This window comes from Rheinheimera muenzenbergensis (assembly GCF_036984005.1).
Classification (GTDB): domain Bacteria; phylum Pseudomonadota; class Gammaproteobacteria; order Enterobacterales; family Alteromonadaceae; genus Alishewanella; species Alishewanella muenzenbergensis.
This window is the reverse complement of record NZ_JALAAR010000006.1, coordinates 193,631-214,086: the sequence shown is the minus strand read 5'-3', so window position 1 is coordinate 214,086 and position 20,456 is coordinate 193,631. Positions and strand designations below refer to the sequence as shown.

Annotated in this window: 15 protein-coding genes; 7 read left to right on the top strand and 8 right to left on the bottom strand. The window is 50.8% G+C overall.

What is annotated here, in order from left to right; all coding sequences use genetic code 11:
• Positions 1-206: 206 nt before the first annotated feature.
• From MN202_RS09420 to mtnK, 6 genes are all read right to left on the bottom strand, one after another.
• Positions 207-1,442 carry an ABC transporter permease gene (locus MN202_RS09420; RefSeq protein ID WP_335735855.1) on the bottom strand — a complete coding sequence of 412 codons (1,236 nt, stop codon included), beginning with the start codon at positions 1,440-1,442 and terminating at the stop codon, positions 207-209.
• Positions 1,442-2,635 (bottom strand): efflux RND transporter periplasmic adaptor subunit, encoded by a 1,194-nt coding sequence (locus MN202_RS09415; RefSeq protein ID WP_335735854.1) that lies wholly within the window; start codon positions 2,633-2,635, stop codon positions 1,442-1,444. Before MN202_RS09415 ends, MN202_RS09420 begins: the two co-directional genes overlap by 1 nt.
• Positions 2,625-3,641 (bottom strand): HlyD family secretion protein, encoded by a 1,017-nt coding sequence (locus tag MN202_RS09410; protein ID WP_335735853.1) that lies wholly within the window; start codon positions 3,639-3,641, stop codon positions 2,625-2,627. Before MN202_RS09410 ends, MN202_RS09415 begins: the two co-directional genes overlap by 11 nt.
• Positions 3,638-4,582 carry an HlyD family secretion protein gene (locus MN202_RS09405; protein ID WP_335735852.1) on the bottom strand — a complete coding sequence of 315 codons (945 nt, stop codon included), beginning with the start codon at positions 4,580-4,582 and terminating at the stop codon, positions 3,638-3,640. The genes MN202_RS09410 and MN202_RS09405 overlap by 4 nt, the downstream gene beginning before the upstream one ends.
• Positions 4,576-5,250 carry an ABC transporter ATP-binding protein gene (locus MN202_RS09400; RefSeq protein ID WP_335735851.1) on the bottom strand — a complete coding sequence of 225 codons (675 nt, stop codon included), beginning with the start codon at positions 5,248-5,250 and terminating at the stop codon, positions 4,576-4,578. Before MN202_RS09400 ends, MN202_RS09405 begins: the two co-directional genes overlap by 7 nt.
• A gap of 103 nt (positions 5,251-5,353) precedes the next feature.
• Positions 5,354-6,562 (bottom strand): S-methyl-5-thioribose kinase, encoded by a 1,209-nt coding sequence (gene mtnK, locus MN202_RS09395; RefSeq protein ID WP_335735850.1) that lies wholly within the window; start codon positions 6,560-6,562, stop codon positions 5,354-5,356.
• A gap of 87 nt (positions 6,563-6,649) precedes the next feature.
• Here mtnK and mtnA point away from each other — a divergent pair, with 87 nt between their 5' ends.
• From mtnA to MN202_RS09365, 6 genes are all read left to right on the top strand, one after another.
• Complete coding sequence (mtnA, locus tag MN202_RS09390; RefSeq protein ID WP_335735849.1) at positions 6,650-7,675, top strand: S-methyl-5-thioribose-1-phosphate isomerase; 1,026 nt, start codon at positions 6,650-6,652, stop codon at positions 7,673-7,675.
• A gap of 427 nt (positions 7,676-8,102) precedes the next feature.
• Complete coding sequence (locus tag MN202_RS09385; protein WP_335735848.1) at positions 8,103-9,353, top strand: HlyD family secretion protein; 1,251 nt, start codon at positions 8,103-8,105, stop codon at positions 9,351-9,353.
• A 52-nt stretch (positions 9,354-9,405) separates the two neighbouring features.
• Entirely contained in the window at positions 9,406-9,564 is a 159-nt protein-coding gene (locus MN202_RS09380; RefSeq protein WP_335735847.1) for a hypothetical protein, read from the top strand.
• Positions 9,565-10,163: 599 nt separating this feature from the next.
• On the top strand, positions 10,164-10,487 hold the full coding sequence (locus MN202_RS09375; protein WP_335735846.1) for a hypothetical protein: 324 nt from the start codon (positions 10,164-10,166) through the stop codon (positions 10,485-10,487).
• 265 nt (positions 10,488-10,752) lie between these two features.
• Positions 10,753-12,828: a peptidase domain-containing ABC transporter gene (locus tag MN202_RS09370; RefSeq protein WP_335735845.1), complete on the top strand. Its 2,076-nt coding sequence runs from the start codon at positions 10,753-10,755 to the stop codon at positions 12,826-12,828.
• Positions 12,829-12,866: 38 nt separating this feature from the next.
• On the top strand, positions 12,867-15,695 hold the full coding sequence (locus MN202_RS09365; protein WP_335735844.1) for a M16 family metallopeptidase: 2,829 nt from the start codon (positions 12,867-12,869) through the stop codon (positions 15,693-15,695).
• 508 nt (positions 15,696-16,203) lie between these two features.
• Here MN202_RS09365 and MN202_RS09360 read toward each other — a convergent pair.
• Positions 16,204-16,728 (bottom strand): hypothetical protein, encoded by a 525-nt coding sequence (locus tag MN202_RS09360; RefSeq protein ID WP_335735843.1) that lies wholly within the window; start codon positions 16,726-16,728, stop codon positions 16,204-16,206.
• 272 nt (positions 16,729-17,000) lie between these two features.
• Here MN202_RS09360 and MN202_RS09355 point away from each other — a divergent pair, with 272 nt between their 5' ends.
• Complete coding sequence (locus MN202_RS09355) at positions 17,001-19,424, top strand: alpha/beta hydrolase family protein (protein WP_335735842.1); 2,424 nt, start codon at positions 17,001-17,003, stop codon at positions 19,422-19,424.
• Between the two features lie 47 nt (positions 19,425-19,471).
• Here MN202_RS09355 and MN202_RS09350 read toward each other — a convergent pair whose 3' ends face one another.
• A complete protein-coding gene (locus tag MN202_RS09350; protein WP_335735841.1) occupies positions 19,472-20,374 on the bottom strand; it encodes a LysR family transcriptional regulator in 903 nt (300 codons plus the stop codon).
• Positions 20,375-20,456 lie beyond the last annotated feature (82 nt).

Genomic DNA, 20,456 nt, shown 5'->3' with positions numbered 1-20,456 from the left:
TGGCGACGTCAGGGTCGCAGCTTAGCGTGTTAGCGCCTTTCAGGTACAGCGCAAAATTGTAACTAGCCGTTTACTTTAATAGTGGTCTGGTTTAGCAAGCGCCAACGTCACTACTGTGAGTAATAAGCGACGACTTTGGCGCGATACTTTAATTTATTGGTTACAAAAAAGCTTATGCCAGCTTGTAGCGCTAAGTGGCGCTGGCGTTATTCACTCTGTAAGGCACTGATAGGGTCCAGCCTGGACGCTTTAATGGCCGGGTACACACCAAAAGCAATGCCAATAAGGGCGCAAATGCTAAACGATAACACAATAGCCAGCAGCGACCAGCTTACCGCCCAATCGGAGTAAAAGGCGATAAGCTCTGACAGCAGTATGCCAAATACGATACCAAGCAAACCACCCAGAATGGCAATGGCAAAACTCTCGGCAACAAACTGCAATTTAATATCGCGCTGGGTGGCACCAATTGCCCGCAGTAAACCAATCTCTTTGGTGCGCTCTAACACTGTTGCCAGCATGATATTCATAATGCCAATGCCGCCTACTAACAACGAAATGCCGGCAACACAGGACATCACAATATTGAAAATCTGCTGGGTTTGCTTTTGTTGTGCCAACAGCGCTGCGGGCACGACGATGTTGTAATCGTCGATATCGTTGTGGCGTTGTTTTAACAAAGCATCCAGTGCTTTAGCGCTTAACGCGCTGTTGGCGTTTTCTGCCAGCTGTAAGCGGAATGAAGTTAGTTCGGCGCTGAGCGGCGCCGCTTTAAACCGGCTTTGCGCAGTAAGCAGCGGCATAAACAGCTGGTTTTGTTCGCCGCCCAGTTTTATACCCTGAAACTCGTTACTGCCGGCATAGGGTTCGGCCAGTACGCCCACCACCTGCAACCAGACATGATTAACTTTAATCGCCTGGCCCAGTGCATCGCCATTGGGAAACAAGCTTTGCGCCACCCGCGCGCCTAAAATGGCCACCTGCGCTGCGTAGCGGTTTTCCCGTTCGGTAAAATTGCGCCCGGCAGCAAATTCAAGCTTGCTCAGCTGCATATAACTGGGAGAGATGCCAATAGCGCTGCCATCGCTTTTGCCCTGATGGCTGTATAGCGAATGGGTGTCAATTTTGCGTTCGGCGCTATAGGCGGTAATACTGCCAATGGTGGCGACGGCAATATCAATATCAGTTTGGTTTAAGCCCAGTGAATGTTTGCGTTGCTCCTGCAGCGTTTTTTCATCAAAACTGCGGCCTTCCACAATAAGGTTGCGCAGGCCCATCGTTTCTATGGTTTTTAGCGCTTCGCGTTCGGCACCTTCGCCAATGTTAAGCATGGCTATTACCGCGCCAACACCGAATATCATGCCAAGTAAGGTCAGGAAGGTACGCAGCTTATGCTGCGCCAGTTCTGCCAGTGTATCGTTAAGCAGGGCCGTGGCTTTCATTAAATTATTGACTCCGGTTTAATCAGCGCTATTTCGTCGCCCGCTTGCAGGCCAGCCAGTATTTGCGCATGGCTCAGGCTTTTCGTGCCAATTTGAATAACTTGCTTAATAAAGCCTGCCTGCTGGCGCTTATACACATAGAGTTGTTGCTGTTCGCTAAAGATTGCCTGCAGCGGCACCAGCAAGACATTTTCCAGCTTATTAACCACGATATTGGCCCGTACCTTATTTCCCGGCAAAAAACGCGGGTCTTGCGCGTCTGGCTCTACCCGGACTTCAATATATTTGCGTGGATCACGGCGCTCGCGCGACTGCGCCACCGGCGCGACAGCAACAATTTTGGCACTCAGGGTTTCGTCCGGCCAGGCTGTTAACGCAAAGTTGACCTGCTGGCCAGGTAACAGGCCAACGGCCTCTTGTTCTATCACGTACAATTTAAGATGTTGCAGGCTTAAATCCGGAATGCTGCCAATGCGGTGGCCGGGAAATACCATGCCGCCCACTTCCGGTTTTTCGCCGCGCCAATTGGTTTCATATAAGATTATGCCCTGGTGTGGCGACCTGACTTCGAGTTGCTCCAGGCCGGTTTCAGCTTGTTGCAGCAGGTTTTGCTGCTGGCCACGTTGCAGCTGCAGCAGCTCTAATTCGCCCTGGCTGCGCTGGCTAAAGCTTTGCTCCTGCCAGCCCAGATACGCCTGCTTATCGCTGAGGTATTCTTTATTTTGCATCGAATCGATAATTTCCAGCCGTGAGCGGATCTGCACATCATCAATAGTAAAACGATCGGCAAAAGAAAATTCGTGGCCGATTAAGCGCTGCTCCAGCCCCAGAGTCGTTTGCTCTTTTAGCTGTTCGGCTTGTTTTTGTTGTTCATCGGCCAATACCGCACCCAGGCCGGTGCTGGCTTTTACTCTGGCTTTTTGCAACTGACTGGCATCAAAGGTAACCACTATATCGCCGGCCTGGACTTCAGTGTATTCACTGGCCAGTGAGGCGATAAAGCGCGGGCCCTGTAGTGTGCCGGGCGCGCTGATGCTAACCGAGTTAACGGCAAACAATTCACCTTCGGCATTAACGCTGTGAGCCAGGGTGTCGGTTTCCAGCTGATACAAGGGCACCTGTAACGCCGGTTCACTGCAGCCTGCCAGGCACAGCGCCGTCACTAAAACAGGCAGCAGACGGTTAGTGTACATCGGCGACTCCATCGGTATGGCTCAGGTTAATTGCCAGCCGGGCTGTCATGCCGGGGCGCATTATGTCGGTATCCAGGCTGTGCAGATTGACTCTGGCATCGACTACCCGGCGTAAATTATCACGTGATTTATCCCGCACGGCATTACCCAGGCTATGTAATACGCCACTGAAGCGGCGCTCCGGGTAAGCATCCAGCGTCACTTCTACGCTAAGGCCGGCGCGCAGCTGCTGCAAATCGATTTCATCAATTTCGGCTTTTACATATAAGCTGTCTAATTGGCTGATTTCGGCGACGGGCTGGCCAAATTGTACGGTATCGCCGGTCGAGAATTTTTCGCCTTCGAAATTCTGGCTATAGACCATAACACCGGCAAACGGCGCCTTTACCTGCATACTGGCAATACCGTACTGCAGTTCTTCTACTTCTGCCTGCAGCCGGCTTACCTTGGCCAGCAGCATTTGTTCTTCCGCCAGCCGTTGTTGCTGATGGCTGGCCAGCCTGGCCTGGGCCAATTGCAGTTGATTGTCGGCAATGGTGAAATCAATTTGCGCTTTGCGTCTATCGTTATCAGATCGCGACTGGTCAACTATGGTGGCTTTGCGCTGATTTTTATCGTATTCCATTTTGCGTTCGGCCAATGCCAGTTTCAGCTCTTCAAAGCGCTGCTCGTCGCTGCGTAAACGGTTGGCCAGCTCCTGTTCGGCGCTTTGTAATTCAATGGTTTTGTTTTTCAGATCATCAACCAGACTCTGGGCATCAAAGGCCACTACCAGATCATTTTCCTTTAACAGGCTACTTTCCGGCGTGAGTTGTTTAATGTTGTATTGCCAGAGCTTTTTTACACTGGGTGGTGAGGCTTTAAACGCGGTGGCGGCCGTCAGCTCGCCGGTTGCGCGGATTTGCATAGTTGTTTGGCTGGCTACCGTTGTTTGGGCTGGTTGGCAGCCGTTTAGCAGTAACAGGCTGCTCAGGCTGACGCATAGCAAAAGTGGTTTGACGCTCATGGCTGGTTTACCTCAATCAATAATCCCATGCCCAGCATAGGGTGTTGCAGCGGCATAGTGTCGGAGGTAAATACCGCTTTGTAATACAGCGCGTTGCCCCAGCTTTGCCGTTTTTCGCCCTGGTGGGCAATGCTGCTTAGCTGTAGCGGGAAGGGTTGTTGTGGCGCCACATCAAAGCGGGCTGTCAGGCCGGTATGCAGTTGCAGCCTTGGGACATCGGTTTCGTGCACCCAGGCTTCAATATACAGGTTGTCTGTGCGGTTAAGCTCGGCGATGGTCCAACCCGGCTGGGCGGTAACGCCGGCATAAATTTTACTGCCGTACCAGGGGTGAGTGCCGTAACTGATGGTGCCATCCTGGCTGGCTGTTACGCTCATCAGGCCAAGCTGGTTTTCTGCATCCAGTAGCTCTGCCTGCGTCTGATCGATCTGTAGTTGCTGCTTAGTTAAGGCACTATTGGCACTAATACGGGTAACGGCCAGTTGTTCCGCTGCTTTATTGGCTTCGGTGCGGGCGCGCTTTAACTCCAGCTGGTACTGCTCGTAATCGTACTGGCTAAGGTTGGCCTGTGGCACAGCAGCGTCGATGCCGGCTTTTTCCAGCAGCAGTTGTTGCCGCTGCAGTTCAAACTCGGCTTCCATCACTTTTTGTTTGTGTTCACTTGTTAGCTGGTTTAAGCGTTCCTGATGGTTTAGCAGCGTGCTTTTAAGCTGTTCTATCTGGCTTTTTACGGTACCGGCGTCAAATACTGCGATCAGCTCACCCTGTTTTACCGGTTGATCTTCCGGATGTAACCACTGCACCTGTACCCGCCAGCTGTCGCTCATCGGTGATACAACGCTCTGTTTGTCGGCCGATTGCAGGGTACCGGTAAGTAGCAAAGGCATCTGTTGGTCAGTCGCCGTGCTCAGTGCCAGTATGGCGTACAGTGTGGTTAACATCTGTTGTCCTCTAAAATCTGGCCGTCACGCATCCGTATTACCCGTTTGGCATAGGCGGCAATGTCATCTTCGTGAGTTACCATCACTATGGTGTTGCCTTTACTGTGTAACTCACAGAGTAACTGCATAATTTCTTTAGATGTTTTGCTATCGAGGTTGCCGGTGGGTTCATCGGCAAAAATCACTTTCGGGCTATTAACCAAAGCGCGGGCGATGGCAACGCGCTGCCGCTGACCGCCGGACATCTCGTGCGGTTTATGCTCTTTGCGGTGGCCCAGGCCGACCAGCTCCAGCAAAGTATTGGCGCGCGCCAGAGCAGCGGCGGGTTCTGTTTCGCTATAACGCAGTGGCAGGGCAACATTTTGCGCGGCAGTTAAACGCGGTAATAAATGAAAAGACTGAAAGATAAAGCCGATGTGCTGGTTGCGTAACGCGGATAACTTAACGTCATCAAGCTGGCTAATTAATTGATTATTAAGCTGATAGCTGCCTGAGCTGGGCGTATCCAGGCAGCCGAGAATATTCATCAGTGTCGACTTGCCTGAGCCAGAGCTGCCCATAATGGCAACAAATTCATTTTCAGCAATAGTTACGCTGACATCACGTAAGGCCTGTACTGCTGTTTCGCCCTGTCCAAAGGTACGGCTCAGGCTTTCGGCAACTATCATTACAACATCCTGTTATTATTTAAGAAAACAGAATGCCACAATGTAGCGGTAACTGGAACGTAGTTTTTGCTACAGCCTAATATTGAAAATGTAACAAAGCGTTTCAGTTTTCAGCTGTGTTGTAATTTAGCAAGGTTAGCAGCTGCGCCATATTGGCCAAGCTATGGCGTTGTAATATCAGCTCGCGGCCGAGCTTAATGGCTTTGGCTTCACACTGGCCGCGCAGCATGCTGTTGCTAATGCTGTCCAGGTCGGCGACATGGGCCAGGCCGACAGTGCGGCGGATCAACTCACAGCCGGCATAACCCAGGGTGTCTGCCCACACTTGTTGCATAAAGCGCTGCTGGTACAAAGCGTTTTGCAGCGCCGGTTCTTTACATTCTTCTGCCATCAGTTGCTTAAACTGACTGGCGAACTGCTGCCATAAGGAGTCGATTTGTTGCAGTAAATAGTCCTGGTGTTGCTGGCGGCGGCTGCTATCGGCGGTTAAACCGAAGTGGCCAAGGTAATTCAGCAACAAGTTTGCCACTAAGCTGCCGACATCAAAGCCGATAGGGCCATAAAAGCCAAATTCGGCATCAATCACTTTGCAGTTTTCGTCATTAATAAAAATGCTGCCGCTGTGCACATCGCCGTGCAGCAGGGCTTGCGGTTTGGACAAAAAATCAGCTTTTAACTGCGCCACTTCGGCCTGCAGGGTTTCATCGTGCCACAGCTGCTGTGCTTCAGCGCGGATTTCGGCATGAATATTATTGCGCTCGTGATTGCAATAAGGGTCGGTAAAGAACAGATCTTCAGTAATAAGGCACAGCTCTGGGTTTAAAAACTGGCCAACCTGCTGCTTTTTACCCGGCCCGGTCAGGGCAAAATCGCTGGTGTAAAACAGGGTATTAGCCAGGTAGCTTGCCAGCTGTGTCGCCAGATGCGGAAATTGCTTAGCGGCAATCAGTTCGCCACGCAAAATGCGGTACTGCTTTAAATCTTCCATTAAAATGGCGGCCCGGGCGGCATCGTAATGCAGCACTTCTACTGTATGCTGCGGGCACAGCTTGCGGTGCGCCAACAGTACTTCGGCTTCAATGCGGGCGCGGTCTATTGTCAGCGGCCAGCTTTCGCCCACACAGCGGGCATAAGGCAGCGCCTGTTTGACAATCAGGCTGCTGCCTTTGTCGTTTTCTACCCTAAATACCAGGTTCAGGTTACCGTCACCAAATTCTTTACAACTAAGCTTACTGTGATCGCCAAACAGCTCGCTATGCTCGTCGGCAAAACGCATGGCATCGTCAGGGCTAAAGGTGCGGTAGTCTGTCATCTGGGGTCCCGTTACTTGTGTTGAACATAGCAGGGCTGCATAATCGCAAACCTGATAGACGTCTGCAACGCCAAACAGGAATAAGCTATGAAAAACTTAACTGCACTGAGCCTGAAAACCGAACAAGGCGAGCTGTATGTGCTGGACCAAACCTTGCTGCCACAGCAACAGCACTGGCTAAGCTGCCAGACGGTAGCGCAAATGGTCAGCATGATTAAAGCATTGCAGCTACGTGGTGCGCCTGCCATTGGTATCGGTGCCTGTTTGTTGCTGGCCTATCGCGCAACTAAAGGTGATAGCCGCGAGCAGTTACTGCAGGATGCCGAAGTACTGCGCGCCGCCCGGCCGACTGCCGTAAACCTGATGAATAACCTCGATACCATGATAGCGGCGCTGCAACAGACCGATTTTAATGCGGCTGCGGTGGCCTGTGCCGAGCAATTGTTTGCCGAAGATGTGGCGCTGTGTCAGCGCATGGCCGAATTTGGCGCGGCCTTAGTGCAGGACGGTGAGCAGTTGCTAACCCATTGTAATACTGGTGGTTTAGCTACCGCCGGTGTCGGCACTGCGCTGGGGGTGATTAACCTGGCGCATCAGCAGGGCAAAAACATCCGCCTTTGGGTAGATGAAACCCGGCCGCTGCTACAAGGCGGGCGCTTAACGGCCTGGGAATGTCAGCAACTGGGCATTCCGTATCAGCTTATCTGCGACAATATGGCGGCGATGTTAATGGCGCGCGGTCAGGTCGACCGTATCTTTGTCGGCTCGGATCGCATCGCCGCCAACGGCGACTTTGCCAATAAAGTCGGCACTTACTCGCTGGCGGTACTGGCGCAATATCATAAAGTGCCGTTTTATGTGGTAGCGCCGCACACTACAGTCGACTTAGCTTGCGCTGACGGCAGCGCCATCCCGATAGAGCAGCGCCACAGCGATGAAGTACGCGGTGTCAGCGGCGGCTTTGGCACTGCCATTTGGGCACCAGAGCAAGCGCCGGTATTTAACCCGGCCTTTGACGTAACCCCGGCCTCACTAGTCACCGGCTGGGTACTGGACAGCGGTGTGTACTCGCAAGCGGATATAGCCAAAGGCGCGCTGCAACAATTCGTCTAAAGTATGGCTTTACCTACAGCTGCAACACTCGCCTTGGCTCGTCACAGCAAGTACTCCGGGCGTCCAGTCCTACGCAAGCCAGCTAAAGCTGTTCAAATTCATTCCCGATGAATTTGTCGCTCACGCTGGCGCGTTCCCTCAGACACTCTGTGACGACCAATTCGAGGTTCCAGCTGCCTTCTCAGGTGATGGTCTAACCAGATGGTTAAATATTAGCCGGTTGATTTTGATAGAATGCCAATGTACCTGTTTAGACCAAATGCTAAGTTATTGAATTAATTACCCACCCAGTGCATGTTGTAAAAAGCAATACACTTATAATTAAATAGAATATAACAACTTATTGCTGTTAAGTTTCAGTTCATCTATGTTGCTCGCCGTTACAAATTTAGCCGTATTGTAAACGAATTGGTGAGTTGAGGTTTGGGTGGTTGAACAGCAGTTATTCCGCGCTAATGCGGTTAAGCAACAAAGTGCGCGTTTAGACGGTGAGGTCATTATTGCCCAGCCGTTAAGCAGCAGCCTGCTTACCATGGTATTGCTTGGCGTAGTGTTGGCTATAGCACTGTTTTTAAGTGTTACCTCCTTTAACCGCAAAGAAACGGTAAGCGGCTATTTAAAGCCGGACATCGGCCTGGCTAAGGTGGTGTCATCCCGCGCCGGTGTGCTGCAGCAGTTATATGTTGATGACGGCCAGCAGGTGCAGGCTGGCGATAAACTGGCGTTACTGGTGATCCCCGAACACCTGGCGGCAGGTAACAGCCTTACCGGCACCTTGTTTCAGGGCCTGGTGCAACAAACCGAACTGATAAACCTGCGTAAGCAACAAACACAAAGCCAGTTTGAGCAGCAAGCAGCTGAATACCATGCCCGGCTTAGCTTAAGCCAAAACTTGCTTAACGACATAAATGCCCAGCAGCACTTATTGCAACAGCGTTTGCAACTTAATCAGCAGCGCTTTGCTAATTTTAAAGGCCTAAGCCAGCAAGGCGCCATTTCAACTAACGAACTGCAGCAACAGCAAGAGCTGGTATTAAATATTCAGCAGCAGTTGGCAGAATTAAACGCCAGCGAGCAAAGCCAAAAAGCGCAAATAGCCCAGTTAGAAGGCTTGCTACAGCGCTTGCCGAGCGAACAACAGCAACAATTAGCGCTACTGGATAGCGATATTTCGCGGCTTAAGCAGCAGCAAACCGAACTGAATGCCCGTGGTGAATTACTGATTACCGCGCCGATTAGCGGTCGGGTAACCAATGTGGTGGCTGAAGTGGGCAATATGGTGCAACCCGGCTTGCAATTGTTAACCATTATGCCCGACAACGCTCAGTTGCAAGCCGTATTGCTGGTGCCAACCCGGGCCTACGGTTTTGTTAAACCGGGCCAGCACACCCGCTTACGCTTTGATGCCTTTCCGTACCAGCGCTTTGGCTTGTATGAAGGCGAAGTAATAAAAACGGCGCAGGCAATAGTACTACCCAATGAGGTAGCCATGCCTGTCGCCGTACAGGAGCCAGTATACCGGGTAGAGGTAGCACTGGCTTCACAACACATCCGCGCTTATGGCACAACAGTTCCGCTGCAATCGGGCATGTTGTTAAGCGCAGATATCGTGCTGGAACAACGCAGCCTGTTAGCCTGGTTGTTCGAGCCGGTTTTAAGCCTGAAAGGGCGGTTATAACGCTCGTACCGAGCAAACCTGTAAACTTAAAAGCGTCTCAAGGAGAGATAGTATGCAAGAGTTAACATTTGAGCAAGTTGAAGTGGTAAGCGGTGGTGAAGGTCAAAGTACAAGTGATGCAGTAAGAGAGAATGCAAAAACCGCAGGGGATACATGCGGCGCAGGGAACGTGAAATCCGTAACTAAGGATGGGTTTGTCTGTAAGGATTAATTTTTATTTAAACGAGTAGAAAAACAAGGTGATGAGGGTTTTCATCACCTTGATTATAGGAGTCAAACTATGAAGAGAGCGCTTTTGTTCTTACTTCCGTTGTCGCTTGTGGTTGGTTGTAGCACACAGCAACAGCTTACTCGAGGAAATTACTCTGAGCCTCAACCAAAAAATAACTCGGAGTTAGTAAGACACCATGCTCGATTAGCCTTGGAGCAGTGTGGGAAAGGTAATGTACGTGAAGTGACAACAACAGGATTTACGTGCCATAGCAGCAAATAATATCGGCCAGTGATGGATCTTTGTCAGATGCAAGTGTACTTGCTTTAGAAGTTAGAGTGGATGAAAGAGACGTCAAAAAACATTGGTATTTGGTTTGAGCCAGATAGAAATAACTCGTTCGGCTTTAAATTGCTAAAACCGCGCTTATGGCACAACAGTTCCGCTGCAATCGGGCATGTTGTTAAGCGCAGATATCGTGCTGGAACAACGCAGCCTGCTAGCCTGGTTGTTCGAGCCGGCTTTAAGCCTGAAAGGGCGGTTATAACGCTCGTATCGAGCAAACCTTTAAACTTAAAAGCGTCTCAAGGAGAGATAGTATGCAAGAGTTAACATTTGAGCAAGTGGAAGTAGTAAGTGGTGGCGGTATCATTGAAGATAGAAGAAGAGCTGAAGCTGATAGGGCTATAGCTGAGATGATGTGCAAAGTTGTAGATGGAGCACTTGGCGGCTTGTTAGGGAATGGAATTGGGGTGGCAGTGAAAATTTCAGGATATGGAGCTGCCGCAGGAGTTGGCGCTGGATTATCTTTCATAACTCCATGTGCTGATAATGTTTTGGCCTGTATTGATGACGCGGCAAAATGTCCTGTTGCACCTGAAGGATACATCGGCGGTCCACATCAACCAGACCCATTGCTATAAGTATTTTGTCAGAGAAGTGATCGCGGTCACTTCTCTGAGTATTTCAATATAAGGAGAAAATTTAGTGGATTACTTGTCTCGAGAGATTTGTTTTTTGTTAATAGGTGCATTTACTTTTTCTTTGGTTTTATTTTTTATCTCAAAGAGTTCAAGGAAAGGGGCGAAATCAGTAAAGTACGTGGTAGTTGCGGGTATAGCCTATTTCATTTTTTCGTTGTTAAGAAAAGCCTACAACATATAATTTTCTTCGAAATTAGAAGTACTGATGATATTCCAATCCGAAACTGCCGAATGCGGCCTGGCGTGTATGGCTATGGTAGCCAACCACTATGGCCATAAGCTGGACTTAACCTCCTTACGCAACCGTTATAGTGTCTCGCTAAAAGGCGCCAATATGCAGCAGCTTATGCTGCTGGCCAGCCAGTTAAATATGACCGCACGGGCGTTAAAGCTGGAACTTAACGAGCTAAAAAACCTGCGCACGCCTTGCATACTGCACTGGGAAATGAACCACTTTGTGGTACTGAAAAAAGTACACCGCAGCGGCATTACTATTCTTGACCCGGCCATGGGCGAGCGCCGCTTAAGCTTTGCCGAGGTAGATAAAGCCTTTACCGGTGTCGCGCTAGAACTCACCCCCGGCAGCGACTTTAAAAAAATTGATGAACGGGTTCAGCTTGGGCTAAGTGCATTTTGGTCGAATATGCGCGGCGTGGTGCCTGCCTTAGTAAAGCTGTTTGTGCTGTCGTTAATCCTGCAGGTTTTTGCCCTAGCCTCGCCTTACTACACCCAATTGGTGGTCGATGAGGTGCTGGTAAGCCAGGATAAACCGCTACTTTCTGCGCTAGCACTGGGCTTTGGCTTATTAATGCTAATTCAGGTTGTGGTTAGCGTACTGCGTAGCTGGATCTCTTTGCATCTGGGCACCATGATGAGCATGCAAATGGTCACCAACCTGTTTCGCCATTTGCTGCATTTACCACTGACGTTCTTTGAAAAACGCCATATGGGCGATATTACCTCGCGTTTTGGCTCTTTGTCGGCGGTGCAATCGCTACTAACCAACAGCCTGGTTGAAGGTATTTTAGATGGCATTATGGTGGTTATTGTATTTGCCATGATGTACCTGTACAGCCCGCAGTTAAGTTTAGTGGTGGTGTTGGTGGTAGCCTTATATGCACTGATCCGCTGGGCATTTTACTGGCCAATGCGCCAGTTAACCGAAGAGAGCATTGTTGCCGGCGCTAAAGAAGACTCGGTATTTATGGAAACCATTCGCGGCATGCAAAGCATTAAGCTGTTTGGTCAGCAAAGCCAGCGCTTAAACATTTGGCAAAACCGCCACACCGAAGCAATTAACACCGGCTACCGGCTGGCGAAGTGGGGCATTAGTGCCAGCACGGCCAACCAGTTGCTATTTGGTATTGAAGGCATAGTGATCATTTACCTGGCAGCACATGCGGTAATGGACGGTAGCATGACAGTAGGTATGTTGTTTGCGTTTATGGCCTATAAAAGCCAGTTTACCGGCCGGATGTCAGCCCTTATTGGCTTGGTGGTGAAAGTTAAAATGACCAAATTGCATTTAGACCGGCTGGCCGATATTGCCCTAACCGAAAAAGAAGATGAAGGCAGTGCCAGCGACGGCCGTGAGCTTAGCGGCCAACTCAGCTTAAGCAATATCAGTTTTCGTTATGCCAGCAATGACCCTTTACTGTTCAGCGATTTAAACCTTGAAGTAAGCGCCGGCGAAAACGTCGCCATTATTGGCCCATCCGGCACCGGTAAAACCAGCTTAATGAAAATTATGCTGGGCTTATTGCCAGCGGAAAGCGGCAAGGTAGAAGTAGACGGTGTGGATATCCGCCATTTAGGGCTGCGGCATTACCGCAGCCAGATAGCGGCCGTAATGCAGGACGACCAGCTGATGTCGGGTACATTGGCAGAGAATATCAGCTTTTTCGACAGCCAGATGGTTATGCAGCAAGTTATAGCCAGTGCACAACTAGCCGGTATTCATCAGGATATTGCGGCGATGCAGATGGGCTACAACGCCCTGGTCGGCGATATGGGCAGCTCGTTATCCGGTGGGCAAAAGCAGCGGCTGTTACTAGCGCGGGCACTGTATCGCAAGCCGAAAATTCTGTTTATGGACGAAGCCACCAGCCATTTAGATGTGCAGCTAGAGCACTATGTAAACCAGGCAATAAAGCAACTGAATATGACCCGGATTATTATTGCCCACCGGCCAGAAACCATTTTAAGCGCCAGCCGGATTATGCAGTTACAGCATGGCCAGTTGGTTGATATTACCGCTGCATATAAAGCTAAAAGTGCTTAGCAAAGTAGCATTAAATTATTACCAGGAATTTCCACACTATGTTAAGTAAGTATTTTATGCACAGGCGCTGGGTAGCCGTTTTACTTACCCCCGGTAAAACAGCGGGCGCAGCAATAGCGCTGATTTTAAGTAGCTTGCTGCTTGTCGCCTGCAGTGTGCGCACGCCGCCCGCAGTATATGAGCCTGCGCTTTATGACCCGGCAAAGGTAATACGTTTTGCCGCCACACCGCAGCGGCCGGAGATTATTATTCTGCCAGAGGCAAACAGCCAGCATAATAATAAAGCCAGGGTTAAACTGCTGATAAAGGCTGGTACCTTGCAAGAAACGGATGAGCAAATTGGTGTAGCGCATTTTGTTGAGCATATGGCGTTTCGGGGCACTGCAGCCTACCCGGAGCAGCAACTGCAAAGCCGCATGCGCGAATTGGGTATTCAGCTTGGACGGCACAGTAATGCCTATGTCACCTTTGATCACACCGCCTATTGGCTGGATTTAAATGACCTTGGCCGCGGCCAGCTCGATGCGGCGCTGGAGGTCCTGGCGCAGTGGGCCTACGACATTGAGTTTTCGCCTGCTGCACTGCAGCAAGAAATACCGGTAATTATTGAAGAGTTGCGCCGCCAGCAACTTGAGCAAGACCGGATACAGCCGCGGCTGCAAAAAACCTTATTTAGTGGTTCCAGGCATTTAAAGCGTTTACCGGTGTCGGTAGATAAAGCCAGCGTTGAAGCGACCACCGTAGCGCAATTGCAGCAGTTCTACCAGCAATGGTATCACCCGGAAAATATGGCTGTGGTGGTTAGCGGTGATGTTGACGTTGCACAAACACTGGCGCTGATAGAGCAGTACTTTGTTAAAACCAACCTGGTATCTGAGCGTTTACAGCCGCAAGTATACGATATTAACCCTGCTGCGATAGCGGAAGTGACGGCATTGACTGATGCTTACATGCCTATCTCGGCATTAAACCTGATGTGGTTTTATCCGATACCTGCCTACAGCGAGGCGTCAGAGCAGCAGGGCTTAGCCTTAGAGTTGGCACTTGGTGTGCTACGTAATCGCTTGAATAGTAAACAGCTTAGCAGTAATGGCGTAGTAGGCGGCTTTGAAATAGCACGCAACCGGGTGAGTGCCAATGTACGCACACTTACGATGACAGTGGCGCTGACAGAAGCTGATTTTGCCCTGGCTTATGCCTATTTAGAGCATGAGTTACAGCGTTTACTTGCGCTGGGGATTAGCGAACAAGAGTGGCAAACACAAGTGAGTGAATGGCAGGCAAGGCTAGAACAAGCGCAGGATAGCCCGGGTCGGCTAGCCAATGCCGCCAAGGAGTTTTGGCTGTACAAAGCGCCAATATTAAACCAGAGCAGCCATCAGCAGCGCCGGTTGGCATTGCTGCAAACACTTAGGCCGCAACTGGGCATAGCGACGTTGGCCAAAATAACGTCTGGACGCAATATTACTGTGGCGCTGTATCCACATGGTGCCGAAGCACCCACCGCAGAACAATTGGCTGAATATCGCCAGGCAGCGCAGCAACTGCCATTTGCGGCTTTGGCAGCAGACAAGCAGCCGCAGTGGCCAGTCTTGCCAGCGTCGTTAGGTATAAAGGCTGAGCATAAACGGCCCGATGGTTTTATTGAGTGGCAATTGGCGAACGGTATCACAGCATATTACCGTTACAGCGCTAGTGAGCCAGGACGTGTTTTTATTGATCTAAGTGCTAAAAATGGCACCAACCAGCTGTCTGATGAGCAGGTAGTGGCTGCGCGCCTGGCCAGTAATATTATTCGTGACGGTGGCCAGGCCGGCCTTAATAGCGTAGAGCTGAAGCAATGGCGTGACAAACTGGATATCGATCAGGGCTTTTATGTCGATTTTGCCGACCGTAGTTTTTATCTGGCGGCACCGCTTGGCAGTATTGAGCAGGGCTTAATGGATTTACATCATCGCGTGCAAGGTCATCAGCTGGACGCCGAGCTGTGGCAATTTAGCAAGGCACAAGCCTTGCAATTGTGGCAGCAGATGAAAGACCATCCGCACCTGGCCTGGTATCAAGCTCGCGATAACAGCTATTGGCAAGATGACATCCGTTACCGGCAGCTTAGCGCGGCTGAAGTAGAAGCAGCAACACTGGCACAGGCGCAGGCGTTTTATCAACAGTGGGTGCAGGGTAACCAGCAATATCAGCTGGCATTAGTTGGCGATCTTAGTGCCGAGCAAGCATTGGCCTTGGTTGATCGCTATTTTGCCAGTCTACCTATGGCCAAACCACAGGGAGAGGGGCGGTTAACGCCGCAGTCTGAGGCAGAAAAACAAATACGCCTTGCAGGCAGCGGGCAAAAGCACGCCAGTATCGAGCTGAGCTATTATCTGGACAAAGCTAAGTTGCCACAGGCCTGGCGGGATACCCCCGCAACTTTGTTGACGCAGTGGTTGAATGAGCACTTGTTTGATCAAATCCGCACTAATAGCGGTCTGGCATATAGCATCAAGGCTGAAATTAGCGGCAGCAGGCCGGTAAATGCCTTGTTTAGTCTGGATATTAGTTTGCAGACAGATCCAAATAATGTCGATGCGGCCATTAATGCAGTAAAAAGTGCACTAGCTAAGGCTGCGCAGCAAGCGCCAATGGTGCAACAAGTTAATGTTTGGCAGCAGAGCCTGGCCGATGAAAGAATGCAAGACAGGCAAAAGCCGCGCTGGTTATTGAACCGCATCGGCTACAGTTTGATTGAAAACCAGACGCCCTGGCAGAGTATAGCGCCGCTGGGTGAGCCGGCAGCGCCAGACAGCTTAGCGCAGTTACTCAGGCAGATTACTGAGCAAGGCCATATAGTTGAATTAGTCTGGCTGCCTTAATTCCGATGACTTTTGCTCAGCAAATCAGATTATTGATAGCGCTAATAACTGCCGAAGCGATATGGCAGTTGTTTTTTCAATTATGAGTGCTTAATAGGAGTGCTATGGCTACATTTGCCTGGTTTAGTCTTTTAATTGTGCTTAACGTAGCTTTGACATGGATGTGCAAGCGGTTATTTGGTCTTAAATTATTAGAAGCGTGGCCACGTTATGAAAATGAAGTAAAGAATACGCTCGCGTCCTTCGCGCCGGCCCTGTTGGGCTCGGCTGCTTGTCTGATAACCTATTTTATTTATTTAGCTTTATCTGAGGCTAAATAAAAAAACAGCGTTATTCGGGGGAATAACGCTGCATACACACACGGGGAGGTGTTAAGTTAAGCTTGGCAGTTAACAGGCGCTTACTCTGTTAGCTGCTGACAGTGCAGGCGCTTACTCTGCACTGTGTTCTGCTGACAGCAGCAGAATTGGGTTGCCAGTGTTCACTGGCAGATATTACTCAGCAGATGTTACTCTGCTGAGACCATGGCAACGTCAAGGCCGTTGCTGGCTTTGTTCAGTGCAACTTCTAACCGCTGCAGGTTGTGCAGGCTAACGTCGCTGCGGCTTAATTCGGCTGCGCGTTTAAAGTCAGCCAAAGCTGCCAGGTTGTTGTTTTGTAACAACTGCAGCACGCCGCGGTTGGTCAGGGCGTAAGCACGCATTTCGCGCTTTTCGCCACTGCTGACATGGTGAAACTGCTGCGCTGCTGTTACCGCATTATCACAGGCTGTTGCTGCTTGCTGCAGCTGGCCGCTTTTAGTAAAGCCAACGCACAGGCTCATCTGGCGTGAGAAGTTATCTACTTCAACACTGCTGTTTAAGGTTTCGCTGATACCCTGGTCAAACTGGCCGGCCTGTAAGGCTGCCGCACCTGGTGTATCTTCAATTAATACCATTTTATAGCCGTTGGTACTGGCCGAGGCGAGAAATGAACCTGAGGCCATCAGCATCAACGCTAAAGTACTGCCTAATTTTAATGATCTCGCTTTCATAATGTGTCGCTCCAATTTTCCGGTTAAGGCAAACGCGCTAGTGTTTGCAGGAGTAATTCTGAGCAAAAGCACTAAAACTGACAAACGATAAAAAAACACCTGATAAGTGAGAAAAATTCACTCGTCGGGGCCAGAGTGGTTAGCGCTGCAATATTATTCAGCGGATAGAACGACTTGTAAGCGTGGTTTTTCGTGTAATGGTCGTACTGACAGGTTACAACCGCTGCCAGGTTGTGCTAAAAACAGGGGTTGTTTAACAAGGAATTAAACTGATGAAAAAACTTGTCATATTGGTGTTGCTGGGCTTTGCGCTGTGCCAGGCCGGCGATGTGCAGAGTACCGCCGTTGATATCAGCTATCAGCAACCAGCGCAGGAAATTGTCGATATCGTAGATGCCGCACCGACTCCCGGGGCCAGCTTAAGCCCGGATGGCAAGACGATGTTAAGTCTGGCTTATCCGGCGTTGCCGCCTCTGGCCGACTTAGCCGAGCCAGAATACCGTCTGGCCGGTGTGCGCTTTAACCCGGCTAACAGCAGCCCGGCGTTACCGCGTTATATCTCTGATTTAACCCTGATCCAGCTGGCAACAGCGCAGGCACAGCCAATCAGCGGTTTACCCAAGACATTAAAAGCCGTTAACCTAACCTGGTCGCCGGATAGCCGCTACCTGGCGTTTATCCAGCTGGATGAGCAGCAGGCCAGTTTATGGCGCATTGATATTGCTAAGGCAAAAGCCAGCCGCTGGTCAAACGTTAAGCTAAATGCAATCTGGGGCGCCGCCTTACAATGGAGTGCCGATAGTAAAAGTGTGTACGCACTTACTGTACCGGCAAAACGTGGCGCTGAACCTGTAGCTGCCAAAGTGCCAACCGGGCCGGTAGTAACCGAGGCGCGCGGCCGTACTGCACCGGCCCGTACATATCAGGACTTGTTAAAAAACAAAGATGACGAAGCCCTGTTTAGTTATTACTTTACCAGCCAGCTGGTGCAAATTAATTTAAAAGGCAAAACCAGTTTAATTGGTAAGCCGCAGTTGCTGCGCGGCGTTGAGCTGTCGCCGGATAACCGGCTGTTGCTGGTTGACCGCATCGAGCCGCCATTTTCTTACGCCGTACCGGTGTCACGCTTTGCCTACAGCACCGAGGTGTGGGACAACAAAGGCACATTGCAATATCAGGTAGCGCAGCAACCGGTAGCCGATAACCTGCCAGTCGCCTTTGACGCTGTACCAACCGGCCGGCGCAGTATTAGCTGGCGGCCAGATGTGCCGGCAACCCTGTACTGGGCTGAAGCCGCCGATGGTGGCGATCCGGCACAACAGACTGATGTACGTGACAGCTTGTACCAACTGGCTGCGCCTTTTAACGCTGCACCGGAAAAACTGCTCGACTTTAACTTTCGATTCTCGCGTTTGCTGGCCGCTGCCGACGGTACTTTGCTGGTATGGGAGCGCTGGTGGCAGGACAGGGTAGAGAAAGTCTGGCATTTAGCACCTGCTACGCAAGCACGGCTGCTGTGGCAGCGCTCGTCGGAAGATCGCTACAATGACCCCGGCTCGCCGCTGACCACTATGGCAAAAAATGGCCAGCGTCTGTTGCGGTTAGAGCAGGGCAGCATTTACCTTACCGCCGTTGGCGCGTCAAAAGAGGGCAACCGGCCTTTTATCGATAAAATGAACTTAGCCAGCGGCGAAGCCCAGCGTTTATGGCGCTCGGAAGCACCGTTCTATGAATACGCCTACACCTTGCTGCCGGATGGCCAGTTGCTTACCCAGCGTGAAGCGGCCGACACGCCGCCAGACTTCTACCTGCGTAACCTGCAAAGCGGCAAGTTAACCGCTTTAACACAGACAGCACACCCGTTACCGCAAACTAAAGGTATCAGCCGCGAGCTGATTACCTATCAGCGTGCTGACGGTGTGCCGATGTCGGCTACGCTGTTGCTGCCTGCCGGTTATCAAGCTGAACGCGATGGCCCGCTGCCTACGATGATTTGGGCTTATCCACGTGAATTCAGAAGTGCCGCAGCGGCCGGCCAGGTGAGTGATTCTCCCTACCGCTTTAATTTTATCCGTTACTGGACGCCGCAGTTTTTGGCGACCCAGGGCTATGCGGTGCTGGACAACGCTACTATGCCCATAGTCGGTGAGGGTGACAATGAGCCGAATGACAGCTTTATCCAGCAGTTGGTCATGAACGCCGAAGCCGCAATTGCTGCCGGTGTGACGCGCGGCGTGACCGATGCCAACCGGGTGGCGGTAGGCGGCCATTCTTACGGTGCTTTCATGACGGCCAACCTGCTGGCACATACCAAGTTATTTAAAGCCGGTATTGCCAGAAGCGGCGCTTACAACCGCAGCTTAACGCCGTTTGGTTTTCAGCGTGAGCAGCGCACCTTGTGGGATGACACAGCCCTGTATACCCGGATGTCGCCGTTTTTCCATGCCGATAAAATTACCACGCCGCTGTTGTTAATTCATGGTACGGATGACAATAACGCCGGTACCTTTCCGCTGCAAAGTGAGCGTTTGTATCAGGCGGTGAAAGGTTTGGGTGGTACTACCCGGCTGGTAATGCTGCCGCTGGAGTCGCATGGCTACCGTGCGCGCGAGTCGGTACTGCATATGCTGTGGGAGACGGTGAGCTGGCTGGACGAGTTTGTTAAGCACGCAGAAGCCAGCCCGGCTGCAAACTAGCGTTAAAACGGCACCCGGCTGACTGACCCAAGCCGGCCGGGTGTTGCTCAGGACAGTTGTTCTGCTGTGTTCAGATGAAAGCTTTGCAGTACCCAGTCTATTAGCAGTTGTATTTCATGCCGGTTTGGATCGTCATCGTGCCGCACCAGGTAATAACGGTCCCGGCTGAGTAACTCCTGTTCAAACAAACGTTGCAGGCTGCCGTTGCTAAACCAGCCGGCACTGATCGGCAGCGGTATTAACGCCACACCTAACCCTTGCTGGGCTGCGCGCGCTACGCTAAACATGCTGTCGAGCTGGATAATCTGTTTGGGGGCGAAATCATGATAGCCGACGTGCTCGGCCCATTGATGCCAGGCGTGCGGCCTGGCCTGGTGCAGGATCAGCGGCACTTTTTCCAGAATACGGTAGCCCTTGCTGTGCCATTTTTGGTATTGCTGGGTATTACAGGCCGGTACATAGCTGATAGGAAACAGATCATATACCTGCTTTTGCTCTGGCCTTTTACCGGACAACACTATCGACAAGTCAGTATATTTGGGGCTGTCACGGCGCGATTTTACCGTTTCCAGCGTCAGGTTAATGTTAGGGTATTGCTCAGACCAGCCAATCAGCCGCGGTACAAACAGCTCGCTGGCAAAGAATTCTGGCATTGAAATACTGACTGCCAGCATGCGCTCGGTCTGGCTGAAATCTGCAATAGTGGCTGCCAGTTGTTCCATCAACGGCGCTATGGCCTGATAAAAGCGCTTACCGGCTTCAGTTAACACCACGGCCCGGGTTTTACGTTCAAACAGGGCTAAATTAAGGTTTTCTTCCAGTTGCTTGATCTGGTGGCTAACCGCCGACGGCGTTAAATACAGCTGTCTTGCGGTTTCTTTAAAACTTAAACACTCAGCGGCGACACAAAAACAACGCAAGCCGCGCATTGGTGTATGTAGTGGTAACATAGTTAATCAGCTCTGGTGCTAAACGCATGCTGTCTTAGTATGACAGCAGAATATGACAAGGATAAGCAATTGCAGTACCAGC